Source organism: Brevibacterium sanguinis, from assembly GCF_003315415.1.
Classification (GTDB): domain Bacteria; phylum Actinomycetota; class Actinomycetes; order Actinomycetales; family Brevibacteriaceae; genus Brevibacterium; species Brevibacterium celere_A.
On sequence record NZ_QNSB01000001.1, the window covers coordinates 188,110 to 203,410 of the forward strand.

The 15,301-nt window shown below is 66.4% G+C and carries 14 protein-coding genes and 1 other RNA gene; 10 read left to right on the forward strand and 5 right to left on the reverse strand.

The features are described from left to right. Positions 1–12: 12 nt before the first annotated feature. The 3 genes from DFO65_RS00835 to DFO65_RS00845 are packed head-to-tail and all read right to left on the reverse strand — an operon-like array spanning position 13 to position 3,097. Positions 13–951, reverse strand: a complete 939-nt coding sequence (locus DFO65_RS00835; RefSeq protein ID WP_113902521.1) for a type II secretion system F family protein — start codon at positions 949–951, stop codon at positions 13–15. Beyond that, positions 948–1,877 (reverse strand): type II secretion system F family protein, encoded by a 930-nt coding sequence (locus tag DFO65_RS00840; protein WP_113902522.1) that lies wholly within the window; start codon positions 1,875–1,877, stop codon positions 948–950. Before DFO65_RS00840 ends, DFO65_RS00835 begins: the two co-directional genes overlap by 4 nt. Further along, entirely contained in the window at positions 1,874–3,097 is a 1,224-nt protein-coding gene (locus DFO65_RS00845; protein WP_113902523.1) for a TadA family conjugal transfer-associated ATPase, read from the reverse strand. Before DFO65_RS00845 ends, DFO65_RS00840 begins: the two co-directional genes overlap by 4 nt. A 494-nt stretch (positions 3,098–3,591) precedes the next feature. Here DFO65_RS00845 and DFO65_RS00850 point away from each other — a divergent pair, with 494 nt between their 5' ends. The 7 genes from DFO65_RS00850 (at position 3,592) to ssrA (ending at position 9,898) form a co-directional block, all read left to right on the forward strand. Next, complete coding sequence (locus DFO65_RS00850) at positions 3,592–4,482, forward strand: GNAT family N-acetyltransferase (RefSeq protein ID WP_245940405.1); 891 nt, start codon at positions 3,592–3,594, stop codon at positions 4,480–4,482. A gap of 64 nt (positions 4,483–4,546) precedes the next feature. Then, positions 4,547–5,659 carry a peptide chain release factor 2 gene (prfB, locus tag DFO65_RS00855; protein WP_113902524.1) on the forward strand — a complete coding sequence of 371 codons (1,113 nt, stop codon included), beginning with the start codon at positions 4,547–4,549 and terminating at the stop codon, positions 5,657–5,659. A 146-nt stretch (positions 5,660–5,805) separates the two neighbouring features. Next, the gene (gene ftsE, locus DFO65_RS00860; RefSeq protein WP_113902525.1) at positions 5,806–6,495 is read left to right on the forward strand and encodes a cell division ATP-binding protein FtsE; all 690 of its coding nucleotides are present in this window, start codon (positions 5,806–5,808) and stop codon (positions 6,493–6,495) included. Then, entirely contained in the window at positions 6,492–7,406 is a 915-nt protein-coding gene (gene ftsX, locus DFO65_RS00865; RefSeq protein WP_113902526.1) for a permease-like cell division protein FtsX, read from the forward strand. The genes ftsE and ftsX overlap by 4 nt, the downstream gene beginning before the upstream one ends. A gap of 1 nt (position 7,407) precedes the next feature. After that, positions 7,408–8,637: a peptidoglycan DD-metalloendopeptidase family protein gene (locus tag DFO65_RS00870; protein ID WP_113902527.1), complete on the forward strand. Its 1,230-nt coding sequence runs from the start codon at positions 7,408–7,410 to the stop codon at positions 8,635–8,637. Between the two features lie 182 nt (positions 8,638–8,819). Beyond that, positions 8,820–9,290: an SsrA-binding protein SmpB gene (gene smpB, locus DFO65_RS00875; protein ID WP_113902528.1), complete on the forward strand. Its 471-nt coding sequence runs from the start codon at positions 8,820–8,822 to the stop codon at positions 9,288–9,290. 230 nt (positions 9,291–9,520) lie between these two features. Then, positions 9,521–9,898: a transfer-messenger RNA gene (ssrA, locus tag DFO65_RS00880) on the forward strand. A 79-nt stretch (positions 9,899–9,977) separates the two neighbouring features. Here ssrA and DFO65_RS00885 read toward each other — a convergent pair. After that, complete coding sequence (locus DFO65_RS00885; protein WP_113902529.1) at positions 9,978–11,630, reverse strand: thiamine pyrophosphate-binding protein; 1,653 nt, start codon at positions 11,628–11,630, stop codon at positions 9,978–9,980. Positions 11,631–12,081: 451 nt separating this feature from the next. Here DFO65_RS00885 and DFO65_RS00890 point away from each other — a divergent pair, with 451 nt between their 5' ends. The 3 genes from DFO65_RS00890 (at position 12,082) to DFO65_RS00900 (ending at position 14,716) form a co-directional block, all read left to right on the forward strand. Further along, positions 12,082–12,684, forward strand: a complete 603-nt coding sequence (locus tag DFO65_RS00890; RefSeq protein ID WP_113902530.1) for a SipW-dependent-type signal peptide-containing protein — start codon at positions 12,082–12,084, stop codon at positions 12,682–12,684. Positions 12,685–12,698: 14 nt separating this feature from the next. After that, entirely contained in the window at positions 12,699–13,340 is a 642-nt protein-coding gene (locus tag DFO65_RS00895) for a SipW-dependent-type signal peptide-containing protein (protein WP_113902531.1), read from the forward strand. Between the two features lie 62 nt (positions 13,341–13,402). Next, on the forward strand, positions 13,403–14,716 hold the full coding sequence (locus DFO65_RS00900) for a signal peptidase I (RefSeq protein WP_245940406.1): 1,314 nt from the start codon (positions 13,403–13,405) through the stop codon (positions 14,714–14,716). Positions 14,717–14,743: 27 nt separating this feature from the next. Here the strand turns inward: DFO65_RS00900 and DFO65_RS16870 are convergent, their stop codons facing one another. Continuing rightward, the gene (locus DFO65_RS16870) at positions 14,744–15,256 is read right to left on the reverse strand and encodes a hypothetical protein (protein WP_147233194.1); all 513 of its coding nucleotides are present in this window, start codon (positions 15,254–15,256) and stop codon (positions 14,744–14,746) included. Positions 15,257–15,301 lie beyond the last annotated feature (45 nt).

Below are 15,301 nucleotides of genomic sequence, written 5' to 3' on the forward strand. Positions count from 1 at the left end.
AGCCGGGGTCGCTCAGGGACTGAGGTCGAGGACGGTGAGGGAGGGGAAGACGGCGAAGATGACGGTGACCGGCAGCACGAAGAGGACGACCGGGACGAGCATCCCGATCTCCTTCTTCCCGGACAGCTCGAGGAGGCGACGGCGCGACTGCTCCCTGACATCGGCGGCCTGGGCGCGCAGGACCTCCGCGAGCGGGGTGCCCCTCGTCATCGACACGGCGAGGCCATCGACGAACTGGACGATCTCGGGAATGGCGATGCGGGTGGCCATGGCGTCGAGGGCTTCGACCAGCGGCGTGCCCGTGCGGGTGGCCGTCAGCGCCGATCTCAGCTCGTCGACGAGGTCGCCCGAACAGGTGCGGCAGACGCGTTCGAGCGCCTCGACGATGCCCTCGCCCGCGGTGATGGACAGTGCCAGGAGCTCGGCGACCGTGGGGAACTCGGCGAGGATCCGCGACTCGTGGCGGGCGATGGCGGCACTGAGCCGCCAGTCGTTGACGACGTGACCGGCGACTCCGCCGCTGACGACGAGGACGATCGTGACCAGGGGCGAGAAGCCGCGGGAGGCGGACACCGCTGCGGCCAGACACCCTGCCCCGATCATGCCGGCGAGGATGCTCAGGGTCTGATTCACCCGGAACCGTTCGAGGGAGGCTCGGCCGCCGAGGCGGCAGATCCGCGCATTCAGAGTCGCGTCGGTCGTGATCCGGGAGGTCACCCACAGGGCCGTTCCGAGCGCGGCCGACCTGAGGAGACCCTTGAGCCCCTCCTTCCGTGGGGTGGGCGGGGCGTAGATGTCGATGAGCGACTCCTGGTCACGCAGGTAGGGGGCGATCCGCGCCGACAGCGGCGGGCGGCGCAGCGGCGGCAGTGCGAACACGAACACGCAGACCGCCAGGGCGTTGAAGCCGCCGAGCAGGAGGACGACGAGCGGGTCGGTGAGCGCGGTCATGGCATGCCGCCGTCGATCGAGAACCGCCTCGACGAGGGCGCGCTCAGTGACGACCCCTCGATGACCCGTGGTTCCTGGGGCAGCCGGCCGATCCTCTTCATCGCCTGGTAGGCGAGCAGGGAGACGACGAATCCGGCACCCAGCAGGATCAGCCCCGTCTGCGAGTTGTAGGCCGCGGCAGTCTCCGGTCGTGTCGACAGGAACGCCAGCACCACCCAGGGTGCCGCGACGGCGAGGCGTGCGCCGTTGACCGTCCACTGCTGCCGGGCGGAGAGCTCATTGCGGGTCCGGGCGTCGTCGCGGACGAACTGGGCGAGGGCGCGCAGCATCGTGCCGAGATCGCTGCCGCCGACCTGGCGCGTCACACTCAGGGCGACGACGATCCGGTCGGCCACCGGATCGGCGCTGACCTGCCGGAACCTCTCCAGAGCGATGGCGAAGGACCCGCTCGCCCGGTACTCCTCGGCGAACACCTCGAAGAGCGGACGCAGCGGCTCCGGACCGCGATGCGCAAGCGAACCGAGGGCTTCGGGCAGGGACAGTCCGGCTCTGATGCCGGAGTGGAGATGGTCCAGGGTCTCGGGCCACAGTTCCCGACGCATCACCTGACGGCTGCGGGCACGGTGCTGGAGCAGGCGGTAGGGCAACCACGAGGCGAAGAGACCGAAGCACAGCGCGATCGACCACGAGCCGGTGAGCACCGAGGAGACCACGCCGACCACGACGAGGACCCCGACCGACAGCAGCAGAAGGTGCAACGGGCGCAGGCGGGGGAAGCCGGCGCCGGTGAGCATGTCGTCGAGTTCGCGCAGCCACCTGGCGCGAGTCCGTGCGACGGGTCTCCGCTTCCAGCACGACATCCAGATGAGGAACAGTCCCGCCCCGAGGCACGCTCCGATGACCACGCTGTGCTGCGAGTAGCTCATGCGCTCTCCAGGATGGAGAAGAGGTCCCGGCCGATGGCGGAGAACCGCTCGCCGAGGTGGCCGAAGCCCTGCCCGCGGACGAGTGCTCCCTGCGGGGAGTGGAAGATCGTGTCGAGCTCGACGACGTCGCCCTCGACTCCGCCGGGAACCGCGCAGATCTCACTGACCCGGCGGACGCCGTGCGCATCGCGTCTCAGGTGGACGACGAGGTCGATGCTCACCGCCACGGTGGGCACGACGAATGCGGAGGAGATGTTCGCCCCGGCGAGCAGAGGCAGGGTGCAGATCTTCGTGATCGCCGCCCGAGCCGAATTGGCATGGATCGTTCCCATCCCGGGCAACCCGCTGTTGAGCGCGATGAGGAGATCGAGGCTCTCGGACTCGCGGACCTCCCCGACGATGATGCGGGTCGGGCGCATGCGCAGCGCCTCTTTGACGAGCGCTCGCAGGGTCACCTCGCCGGTGCCCTCGAGTGAGGGCTGGCGGCACTGCATCGGCACCCAGTCCCTGCTGGGCAGGTTGAGCTCGAAGACCTCTTCGCAGCTGATGATGCGCTCGCGGGCGGGAATCGACCCGGCCAGGGCGTTGAGCATCGTCGTCTTTCCCGCCTGGGTCGCTCCCGAGACGAGGATGTTCGCGCCGGCGGCGACAGCCGCGTCGAGGAACTCGGCGGCGCCGGCGGTCAGCGAACCCTGGGCGACGAGTCCGGCGAGGTTCCGCGGACGGGCGATGAACTTCCGGATATTCACGGCCGGAGAGCTGCGGGTGATGTCGGGCAGCACCACGTGCAGCCGCGAGCCGTCGGGCAGCATGGCGTCGACGAACGGCTGAGAGAGATCGACGCGGCGACCCGACGTGCGCAGCATCCTCTCGATGAGGTCGTCGAGCTCGCCGTGAGTGAGCTTCGTCGTCGTCAGCTGGTGGACGCCGTCGACGGCGATGAAGACCTCGTTCGGCGAGTTCACCCAGATCTCCTCGATCCGCGGATCGTCGAAGTAGTCCTGGAGTGCGCCGAAGCCGGAGAGCTGGTTGTCGATCGTGCGGAACGTCGCCTCTCTGTCCTCGAGAGGCGGGAGGCTCGTCACGAGGCTGCGCTCGTCGTATTCGGAGATGACGGTCCGGATGACCTCGCGCGAGCGCTCGATGTCGACGCGCGGGTCGACATCGAGGTCTCTGATCCTCTTGTGGACCTCGCTCTTGATGACCTCGGTGGCTTCCACTCTGAACCCCTGGGTGCGCTGCGGCGAGTCTGAGAATTCCTGACAATCTATCTGTAGTGGGAATGAGAATCCAGAGAGTTTGCAAATCTGTGGATAACTCGACGGACCGGTATCTGCGCTCCCGATCCCAGGCGTCGTTCGGCCCGTCATTCCGACGCTCCCGCGCGACAGCAGGGTTGCTGGCAAGAATCCTGTCCGAATGATCAGGCGTTGCCGACCCCGGGGAAAGAGACGGGGAATTCGCCGGTTTGCAGTGACGGCGAAATCGGTATACCTTTTCCTCACCGCCTCGACGGAATGGGAATCGAGGCCCTTCCGACCGCGCCACCGGCGAGATGAAATCAGAGTCTCTTGCCGGTGGCGCCATCACGTCAGGGTCGACACCGCCGACCCGCCGGTGATCCGGGATCCGGCCTCGGCGGGCTTCCCGCAGGGCAGGGGGCGCGGTACTGTGACTGAGTTCGCCCGTCCGACCTGTCCCGAGGAGCCCAGCGATGACCACGCCCGCATTCTCCGACCGCGTGCATACGACGTGGCTGGATCCCTTCTCCCATCTCCGCCCAGTGGTCAGCGGCGAATCGCTCGTCGTCGCCGTCGATCCGCAGCACGGCGAGGGCAGGCGCTGCCGTCTGCTCCAGCTGGTCTCGGGAGATCTCTTCGTCACGCTCAGCGAGGAGCTCGCCGAGGAGCTCGCGCCGACGCTCGGTGAGCAGATGAGCGCGACCGAGTTCCTCGATGCCCTCGGCGCGGTGGGCGTCGATGCCGACGACGCCGACGTGGAGGAGGTCTTCTACCTCAGCGCCGACGAGGAGGACCGGATCCTCACCGAGGCGGGTGCCGCGTCCGACGCCCGCGAATCCGACGAGTCCGACGCCGAGGCGGGTGCCGCGTCCGACGCCCGCGAATCCGACGAGTCCGACGCCGAGGCGGATGCCGCGACCGACCCACGCGAATCCGACGAGTCCGACGCCGGTGCCGACGGGTCCGACCCTGGTGCCGCCGTGACGATCCGTCCGCTGACCGCGGAGGACGCCGAGGCGTTCGCGGCGTTCCAGTCGGCCAACAGCGCCGACGACCTCGACGAGGCCTTCGTCGAGCTCGACCATTGGGAGGTCGTGGGGGCCTTCGCGGACGACGGCGAACTCGTCGCCGTTGCCACCGCCTATCCTTGGCGAGCCCATCCCGTCGCCGACATCGGCGTCCTCACCTCCCCGGATCACCGCGGGCGCAAACTCGGCTCCGCCGTCGTCAGCGACCTCTCCAGGCGCGTCCTCGAGCGCGGATTCTCCCCCCAGTACCGATGCGAACGCGGCAATGACGCCTCCCGGGCGACGGCCGCCTCGGCGGGATTCGTCCATTTCGCCACCCTGAGCGTCGTGCGGTAGGGGACCGGGCAGGAGAGCCTGACGATGCGGTCCGCCCTCGGGAATGCACTAGGATTGCACCATTATGGCCATTGATTACTCCGCTGAAATCGCCAACCTCCGTGCCACCTACAAATCGATCCTCGACGTGTCCGACCTGGACAATCTGCGCTCCGAGGTCGCCGAGCTCACGGAGGAAGCATCCGCACCGTCGTTCTGGGACGACCCGGATTCGGCGCAGAAGGTCTCGGCCAAGCTCTCGCACAAGCAGGGCACCCTGGAGAAGCTCGAGAAGTTCGGCGAACGCATCGACGACGCCGAACTCCTCATCGAGATGTCCGAGGACGAAGCCGACGCCGACTCCCTGGCCGAGGCCGAGCGCGACATCGCCAAGCTCAAGGCGCAGCTCGCCGAGCTCGAGATCTCGACCCTTCTCTCGGGCGAGTACGACGAACGTGCCGCGGTCGTCACCGTGCGCTCCGGTGCCGGCGGCGACGACGCCACCGACTGGGCGCAGATGCTCACCCGCATGTACATCCGCTGGGCCGAGCGCCGCGGCTACAACGTGCAGGAGCTCGACACCTCCTACGCCGAGGGCGCCGGCGTGAAGTCGGCGACGATCCAGATCAACGCCCCCTACGCCTACGGCACCCTGTCGGTGGAAGCCGGCACCCACCGCCTCGTGCGCATCAGCCCCTTCGACAACCAGGGCCGGCGCCAAACCTCGTTCGCCGCCGTCGAGGTCGTCCCGCTCATCGAGAAGACCGACCACATCGAGATCGACGAGAACGACCTGCGCATCGACGTCTACCGCTCTTCGGGGCCGGGCGGCCAGTCGGTGAACACGACGGACTCGGCCGTGCGCATCACCCACGTGCCCACCGGGGTCGTCGTGAGCATGCAGAACGAGAAGTCGCAGATCCAGAACCGCGAGGCCGCGATGCGCGTGCTCCAGTCGCGACTGCTCGAACTCAAGCGGCGGGAGGAGGCCGCGCAGAAGAAGGAGCTCGCCGGCGACATCAAGGCGAGCTGGGGCGACCAGATGCGCTCCTACGTCACCCACCCGTACCAGATGGTCAAGGACCTGCGCACCGGCTACGAGGTCAACAACCCCCAGGCCGTCTTCGACGGCGACCTCGACGGACTCATCGAGGCGGGCATCCGCTGGCGCAAGCAGCAGGAGAACGCCGAGGACTGACCTCGGCCGCGTTCACCTCGTCGTGGACAGGGCATCTGTGAACTTCCTCAGTTGCCCGATACACGCCCAGCCGCCTCCCGGACCATCACGGAACTGTTACGTACAGTGGAAGCGGCCGGCAATCCACGACATGATTGAAGACACTCTTGATCAAATTCGACTCAGTTTCGAAGTCCTACGACGCACGCACCCGCAAGGCCCTCGACGACATCTCGTTCGAGGCGCAGCGAGGGGAGTTCGTGTTCCTGGTGGGAGCCTCGGGCTCGGGTAAGTCCACGGTCATCCGGCTCATCCTCCGTGAAGAGGTGCCGACCTCCGGGCGCATCCACATCGCGGGGAAGTCGGTCGTGAGGATGCCCAGCTGGAAGGTGCCCTACCTCCGGCGGGGGATCGGCACGGTGTTCCAGGACTTCCGCCTGCTGCCGAACAAGACCGTGTTCGCCAACGTCGCCTTCGCCCTCCAGGTCATCGGCAAGTCACGGGCCGCGATGTCGACCCTCGTGCCCGACGTGCTCGAGACGGTGGGACTGGCCGGCAAGGAGAAGCGCTTCCCGCACGAGCTCTCCGGGGGTGAGCAGCAGCGGGTCGCGATCGCCCGGGCCGTGGTCAACAAGCCCGGCATCCTGCTCGCCGACGAACCCACCGGCAACCTCGACCCGACCACGAGTGCCGACATCATGGCGGTGCTCGAGAAGATCAACCGCAACGGCACGACGGTGCTCATGGCCACTCACGATGGGGACATCGTCAACCGTATGCGCAAGCGCGTCATCGAACTCTCGGACGGGCACATCGTCCGCGACGTCGAGCAGGGCACCTACGGAGTCGCGTCATGAGGGCCGGGTTCATCCTCTCCGAGGTGTGGTCGGGACTGCGGAAGAACTTCTCCATGGTCCTCTCGGTCATCCTCGTCACCTTCGTCTCCCTCCTCTTCGTCGGCGCCGCGATCCTCCTGCAGATGCAGGTCGGGCAGATGAAGGACTACTGGTACGACCGCGTCCAGGTCTCGATCTTCCTCTGCCCGCCCGACTCCGAGGCCCCGACCTGCGTCGACGGTGAGGTCACGGCCGACCAGAAGGCCGAGATCGAGTCCTCTCTCGAGGGCTCGGACCTCGCGCCCTACGTCGAGAAGATCTACTTCGAGGACAAGGCCGAGGCCCATCAGCACTTCCAGGAGCAGTTCGCGGGCACGAGTCTCGAGGGCACGGTGCCCGAGGAGGACATGAATGAGTCCTTCCGGGTCAAGCTCAAGGATGCGGAGAAGTACGAGATCATCAAGGAGTACTTCTCCTCGACCCCTGGCGTGGAGGAGGTCGTCGACCAGAACCAGCTCCTCGACCGCCTCTTCGGGGTGCTCAACGCGGCGACCGTCGTCGCCGTCGCGATCGCCGGCATCATGCTGCTCTCGGCGATGCTGCTCATCGCCACGACGATCCGGCTCTCGGCGTTCTCCAGGCGGCGGGAGACCGGCATCATGCGCCTCGTCGGCGCCTCGAACACTTTCATCCAGCTTCCGTTCCTCCTCGAGGGAGTCATCGCCGCGGCCATCGGAGCGACCCTGTCCGCGGGCGCCCTGGGCCTGCTCGTCCACTTCGGCGTCTCCGGCTGGCTGCAGAATCAGGCCACCGGCTTCAACCTCGTGTCCGGGGTCGACGTCCTCCTCGTGGCGCCGATCCTCATCGCCATCGGCGTGATCATGGCGGGCGCGTCCTCCCTCATCACCCTGAACAAGTACACGAAGGTCTGACATGAAACGGCGACTTCCCTTGGCCATCACGGCAGCCCTCCTCGCACTCGTCCTGCCGGTCGCCTCGGCGACGGCGGATCCGCGAGACGACAAGAGCCGCGTCGACGAACGCGTCAAGGAGCTCCAACAGGAGTTCGAGGGACTCGACGAGGAGCTCGCGCGGGTCATCGCCGAGCGCGACGAGGCGCAGGAGGCGCTGCCCGACGCCGAGGCGGCGGCGCAGGAGGCCGAGGACGCCCTGGCCGAGGCCATCCAGAAGGATGAGGAGATGGCGGCACGCCTCTCCTCGGCCGAGGGCGCGCAGAAGGATCTCCAGACCTCCATCAAGGAGGGCACGGAGGAGATCGAGGAGCACAAGACGTCCGCGGCGCGGATCGGGCGGCAGGCGTACCAGAACTCCGGGATCACCTCGGACATGGCGATGCTGCTCCAGATGGCCGAGGGGACGAGTGCCGACGGCGGGATCGGCCGCGTCGACTCCGCGGTGCGCTCCCAGCAGCGCACGATCGAGAACCTGTCCGAGCAGCGGGCCCTCAATGAGAACAACGAGGAGCGGCTCTCCGCGGTGACCGAGGAGATCTCCGACCTCAAGGACGAAGCCGCCGAGGCGGTCCTGGCCAAGGAGGCCGCGCAGAAGGACGCCCAGAAGAAGGCCGATGACCTCAACGACCTGATCTCCGCGAAGGACAAGGCCGAGCAGACGATCGAGGACAACAAGGCCGCGACCGAGGAGCAGCTGCGCAAGGAGCAGGAGGAGCAGGACCGGTTGGCGGAGAAGGTCCGGGAGTGGGAGAAGGAGCAGGAGAAGAAGGGCAACTTCGTCTTCGGCGACGGGGTGCTCGCCAACCCCGCGAGCGGCTACCCGACGACCTCGCCATTCGGCTACCGCATCCACCCGATCACCAAGCGGAAGAAGCTGCACACCGGTGCGGACTTCGGGGTCCCCTGCGGCACTCCCATCCACGCCGCCGGTGACGGCATCGTCGTGTCCTCGGGGTGGAACGGGGGCTACGGCAATCGTGTCGTCATCTCGCACGGGAAGATCAAGGGCAAGTCGATCGCCTCGACGTACAACCACAACACGAAGGTCAAGGTCCGGGACGGGCAGAAGGTGAAGAAGGGGCAGACGATCGCGATCTCCGGCACGACCGGTGCCTCGACCGGCTGCCACCTGCACTTCGAGATCATGAAGAGCGGCACCTACGTCAACCCGATGCCCTACATCTCGTGAGGCTGACTCGGGCGTCCGAATCCCGGGCGGCCACCACGGACCCAACGCTTCCCTCCCGGGAGAATCTGGGCTAAGCTGTTGGGTCTGCTTGCTCTCACCTGCGAGTGAGCGCTCAGGGGCTGCTCTGCGGCAGTCCCGGCAGATACCATCCGGATCGGAACCGAAGAGGAGAGGAGGTCGGAATGCCGAAGGAGACCGGTAAGAAGGTCATCGCCAGGAATCGGAAGGCGCGCCACGACTATCACATCGAAGACACGTGGGAGGCCGGCCTCGTCCTCACGGGCACCGAGGTCAAGTCGCTGCGCGAGGGCCGGGCGTCGCTGACGGACGGGTTCGCGCTCATCTTCCAGAACGAGGCATGGCTCGAGGGTGTCTACATCCCCGAGTACCTGCAGGGGACCTGGACGAACCATGCGGCACGGCGGCGGCGCAAGCTGCTCCTGCACCGAGACGAGATCCTCAGGATCTCGCAGAAGGTCAAGGAGTCGGGCCGCACCCTCATTCCGCTCGAGCTCTACTTCGACGGTTCGCGTGTCAAGGTGGAGATCGCCCTGGCCCGCGGCAAGCGCGAATGGGACAAGCGGCAGTCGCTGCGCGAGGCACAGGACAAGCGCGAGGCTGAGCGGGCGATGAAGTCGAAGCAGTACCGCTGAGCGCAAGGTGACTTGTGTTTCGCCGGGAATAGACTCGGCGTGTGCACGGTTGTACCCGGTGTCGCCCCTCTCGGACGAGCGGGTGGGCAGGTCGTCGACACGACGATGAGCTCGTCGGTTCCCGGGAATGCGGTTGGCTTCATCGGTGTTGTATGAGTATGCTGGTGAACCTGTCCGGCACGATCGCCGCTTCGCGGAGGTCGCGACGGACGGGATTGGCAAATGAATATGGGGATGATCGGTTTCGACGTTGGACAATGCGTCGGGGGAAGCGGGTCGAGCATGTAGAGTCATCTCGTAAACGTCCTCTGCAAAACAATAGGTGCTAAATCTAACAACCGCACCGATTTCGCCCTCGCTGCCTGATAGAGCGCGAGCTGCGAATCCGTCAGCCTAGAGTTGCCTCTGCTCTAGATCCTGGCGTCGCTTAAGGGGCCACTGCTTCAGATGTTCGTTGAGGGCATCTGAGGGACTTTAACTCAACTCCGTTCGTTGGTCTACGTGTTCGTGCGATGGCCAGAACCTAAGAAACTGCTTCACGAACTGCACCCGGAGAAGACCTGATAATTTGCCGACGGACGCGGGTTCGATTCCCGCCATCTCCACAGAAGACAAGGCCCGGCAGCTCACCCAGTTGAGCTGCCGGGCCTTGTCGTGTCCGCAGAATGAGGCCAGGGCTGTGCGGCCCTACCCATTCACGCGGATGATCTCCTCCTGATAGGGCGCGACGACCGAACCCGAGATCCTCAGATCGAGGAGCAGGAACCTCCGGTCGTCGAGTGGCGTGGCCTTCCATTCCTCGAGGATGTCGAGGTCGGCCAGCGAGCGGACAGCGACACCGTGCCCGCCGGCCGCGGTGGCCAGGGCGGCGAAGTCGATCTCATCGATGAGCATCGGTGACTTCTCGAGGCCCTTGAGCCCGTAGAGATTGACCTCCGCGCCGTACGCCGCATCGTTGAACACGACCGCGATTCCGCGTCCCTTCGCCGACCTGATCGCCGTATCGAGGTCCGACAGGGCCATGACGCCACCACCGTCCCCGGTGGTGAGGACGATCGTCGAGTCGGGGTTCGCTCGTGCGGCCCCTGCAACGCTGGGCCAACCCAGCCCGATCGACTGGAAGGCCGTGCCGACCATCGCGATGCGATCGGGCGCGCTCGGCTCCCAGAACATGTTCGCCCAGGCGATGAAATGACCGCCGTCGGAGACGACGACCCGATCATCGGGCAGCAGATCACCCAGCCGTGCCGCCGCCGCGCGTGGATCGAGACGCCCATCGGAGGCGTATTCCGTGCCGACGTCGTACTTGCGGTCCTGAGTGGTGTCGACGGACTCCCGCCAGGTGCTCGGTTCGGCGCCGGCCGCTTGCACCCGGGCCGCGAGCTCGGCGGCCGCGAGCTTGGCATCGGCTCGGATGAATCCGCTGACGCGGGCGTTGGTGGCGCGGTCGTCGGTGTCGATCTGCCAGACTGAGGTCGCGGGGTTGAAGAGCTCGCCGAATCGCATCGTGAACTGGTTGAGCGAGGCCCCGACGACGACGGCGACATCCGCCTGTCGGACGCGGTCCATGGCGGCGGGAGCTCCGAACCCTCCGGCGACGCCGAGGTCGTAGCGGGAATCGGGGAAGATGTTGCGCCCCAGCGCGGTCGTCACGGTCAGTGCGCCGGTCGCGGCGGCCAGCGCGCCGAGCTCCTCACTCGCGTCGGCCAGCCATGCTCCCCGTCCGGCGAGCAGAAGGGGGCGCTGCGCCTCGGCAAGCCGTGCCGCGAGACGGTCGAGGGACGCCCGCGCGTATTCGCCGCTCAGGGCCAGGGGAGTGGGTCGGCCCGGTCCGGGAACCTCGGGGATCGCTCCGATGTCGAGCGTCGCGACATCGTAGGGGATCGCAAGGACGACGGGGACCCGATAGGTCAGGGCATGTTCGATCGCGGTCACAGTGGCCGCAGCCGCGTCGACCCGGCCGACCGTGTAGGTGCGCACACCGACGGCGGCTGCCATCGCGATCTGATCGACGTCCCACGGTCGGGGCCCCGAGGTCGGCTCGTCACCGACGACGAGGACCAGCGGGACCTTCGCCTGGGCCGACTCGGCGAGCGCAGTGAGGGTGTTCGTGAACCCGGCGCCGTAGGTCGTGGTCGCTGCGGCGATCCGTCCCGAGGTGCGGAAGTGGGCGTCCGCCGCGACGACCGCGCCGGCCTCGTGCCTGACGGCGGTGAAGGTCGCCGAGGTGCGCGTGAGCAGGGCGTCGAGGAAGTAGGCGTTCCCGTTGCCCATGAGTCCGAAGACTTCGTCGATGTGGCGGGCGAGCGTCTGTGCGACGTGAGCAGAGGTGTGCGGCATGGTGGGACCTTTCGGGGTGCGAGTGAGACATGGAGAGTCAGTCATCCATATATGTCTCGCACGCGAGATCCGCGGCTTCGTGCTCCTTTTTCGAGCACCGGCTGATGGGCCCCAACCGGTTCGAACCGCACCGGCCTGACGGCAACACGATACAGGGTCGAGCCCAGTTGGGCGAGACGACACATCTGTCCAGGTGAGCGCAGTATTGGCCTCAAAGGTCACCAATTGGTCATCAAAACCGTAACGAAAACGTAATGCCGGATTGGTCAAACCGGCGTCCGGAGGGCCTTAACCTGAATATGTACTAAACATATAGTGGCGTCTCAATCGAGCAAGTGTCCCTGCCGGCTGCCGGCATGTGTCCCGGTTGATGTCGCATGAGGGCCTGCACCCTGCTGTCGGATGGACCGACAGCGGCCGGGCTTGTTCAACGCCTGTCTAGGAGACAACCATGGTGAAATCCGCCCGTTCCCGCAAATTCAAGGCCGTCCTCGCGGGCGGTATCGTGCTCGGCATCGGCGCCGCAGTCACTCTCGCCGCGTGGACCGACAACGAATGGGCTGAAGGAACCTTCGGTGCGGGAACATTCAACGTCCAGGGCAGCACCGATGGGACGACCTTCGCCGACCACGAGAGCTCCGATGGAGCAGCTCAGCTGACCTTCGACCTCGATGGCGGCGACCAGCTGTCTCCCGGTGACAGCGTGGCCGCGCCCTTCGTCCTCCGGCTGGATGAGACGACGACCTACGACGCGTCCGTGGCCCTGACCAGTGCCGCTGGCGGCGGTGACAATCCTGGTGCGCTGACGTACGGGATCGTGCAGGTCGCCAACGCCGCTGCCTGCACCGACACCGCAACCGGAACGCAGATCGTCCCGGCCGGCACCGCATTGAACTCGACGGCGGGCGCCGCGGACTTCGCTCTCGCGGCAGGCGCCACCGGTCAGCCCGGCGCCCCCGTGACCCTGTGCTTCACAGTCACTGCCGGTGACACGCTGACCGAGGGGCAGAACACGACAGCTCAGTGGCAATTCACCGCGACGTCCGCACAATAGCCGCCAGGAGCTGCATGCATTCGCGTGAAACCTCGTTCCGTCGTCTGAGGCTGCGTCGGATCAAAGCCGTCCTCGCCGGCGGTCTGGTCTTCGGCATCGGATCGGCCGCGACGATGGCAGCCTGGACCGACACCGAGTCGGCCACAGGGTCTTTCACTGCCGGTCGATTCGCGATCGAGCTCTCCGTCGACAAGAGCTGGAGCAACTCGCGGGAGATGACCTTCAACGCCGGAGGAATGTTCCCCGGGAAGGTCGTCCATGCTCCCGTCTTCGTTCGCACCAGCGCCGACACCACGATGAAGGGACGGATCTCGGTCGCCGGAGGGGGCGTGTCGGGGACTCCGAACGCGCTCGCCCAGTCACTGTCATACAAAGCTGTGACGAAGTCCTTCGCCACGGCGGCGGAAGCCATGGCCGCCGCCTGCGATGACTCGGCGTTCACCTCCGGCGCGGATTATGTGTTCGGCTCCGCATCGAGCAGCCGACCCCTGCAGACAGGGGCCACCGGCTCGACGCAGCAGTCACTCCAGGCAGCGGCCGGTTCCGTCCAGCTCTACTGCTTCAGGGTGGAGCTCGCCTCGAGCGCGCCGAACTCCGCACAAGGCCAGTCCGCGACGCATACGTGGACCTTCACCGCCGAATCCACAGCGTCCTGACCATGTCGTCCAGACCCACGTCCGGTGGACGCAGCAAGGGCCCGATCGACTGGCTCGGCGGCGTGCTGCTCAACCTCCTCGCTGTCCTCGGGGTCGTGTGCATCGTCCTCGTCATCCTCGGAATCGTGTCCAACGTGTCGATCATGATGTTCCGGACGGGTTCGATGAGCCCGACGATCACCGCCGGTTCCATCGCTTTCGTCAGAGAGATTCCCGCGGAGGAGATGGCGGTCGGTGACGTCGTCACCGTCGATCGCGGGCCGGATGTGCTCCCGGTGACCCATCGGGTGATCTCTATTCTCGACACCGACGAGCAGACCGGAGCAGTCACCTTCGAGATGCGCGGCGACGCCAATGAGGCGAAGGACCCGGAACCCTATGTCGCGGAGTCGGTGCGCAGGGTCATGTTCTCCGTTCCAGGGCTGGCTCCCATCATCCAGGAGTTCCGCAATCCTTATGTGCTTGGTGGTATCACGGTCGGAGCGTCGCTGCTGGTCGTGTGGGCGTTCTGGCCGCGCCGCGACGATGAGGACGATGAAGTTTCCGACGGCGAGGAACCCGTGGAGGGCGGGCACACCGAACGAGTTGACGACTTCGCAACGAACACGGACCGCTCGCCTTCGCGGTCGCCGGGGTCTCGATCACCCAGGCATGCACTGGTCCTTCCGGTCGTGGCGGTCTTCCTCGCCGCAGGCGGTGGACCAACAGGCGCAACCCTGGACCGTGCCCCTGACCTCGTGGCTTCGGAACAAACCTCTCCGGCGCGTCCCGGGCAAACAGAGGCCCATGGTCAGTTCCTCCATCTTCGAGCTGTCGGCGACGAGACCGAGATGCTCTCTCTTTCGCCGGGATCCTCAGCGAACTGGAACGTCGATGTCTGGGCCGATGCTCCGGAACCCGGGCAGGTGTCTGTTGAGATCGGTTCGGGAGACACGGCGACGCCGCTGTCCGAAGAACTGATCGTCGACGTCCGAGTGTGTGCTCATCTGGCTGCCTTGGACGACTGCCCTGGTGGCGCGGACAGGATCGTCAATGGGGTACCGCTGGACGAATTGGGCGCCGCGCCGGACCACGACCGATTCCTCCTGACCATGTCCGGCGACGAGCAGCGGCGCATCCAGGTCACCGTCTCACTTCGCCCGAATGCCGATGCTCGCGCGGTCGCAGGACAGACCAGCGACGTGCGTGTGACTGCGCACGGTCAGGGAGAAGAGGTCTCCCTCGGTCCCGGCGACCCGGGACCAAGCGAACCAGGCCCTTCGGGCGAGCTTCCATGGACAGGCATTGAGGGATGGCAATGGCTGCTGCTCGCGGGAATCGTGCTCCTCGGTGCCGGTTTGACCGCCGTGATTCGAACGCGCAGGAGTTCACGATGATCTCAGCGGCGCTGTCGCTGAGCTGTATCAGGTGAGGTTGCGGCAGTTTCCGCCGATTCCGGCCAGCAATCCAGCATTGGTCGCGACGGAGGCATGGTCCGATCGCCAACCACTGTCATGGTCGACGGAGAACGCGATCTCGAGTTCGCTGCCGAGTCCGAGCAGTCCACCGAGCAGGTTGGTGGGCACGTCCGTACTGTAGGTGTTGTTGCCGGTGGAGGTGGTGTTGGCACTCAGACTGAATCCGGTCAACGGGGCCAGAACCGAGCCAAGGCCACTGGTCGATGCCTCGACGGTGACGTCGTCGAGTTGATAGCCGGCGGGCAATTGCCAATAGATCCTGACCCGAGCACCGAGGCCGAGCACACCCGGGAGGAATTCGCAGCTGCGAGTCAGGGCCGGTGCCGGGACCGTCGCGCCCGAGAATGAGCCCGAGGCTGCTTCTTTGCCGGTCCACGAAGCCGCGGTTCCGTGAACATGGGTCGGAAGTGCAATCCCGGCGAGGAGAACGCCGGTGGCACACGCCGTCGAGAGAAGCACGCGCGCTGTCCGTCGTGTGGTTCGGGTCGTCATGGCATGTGAGCC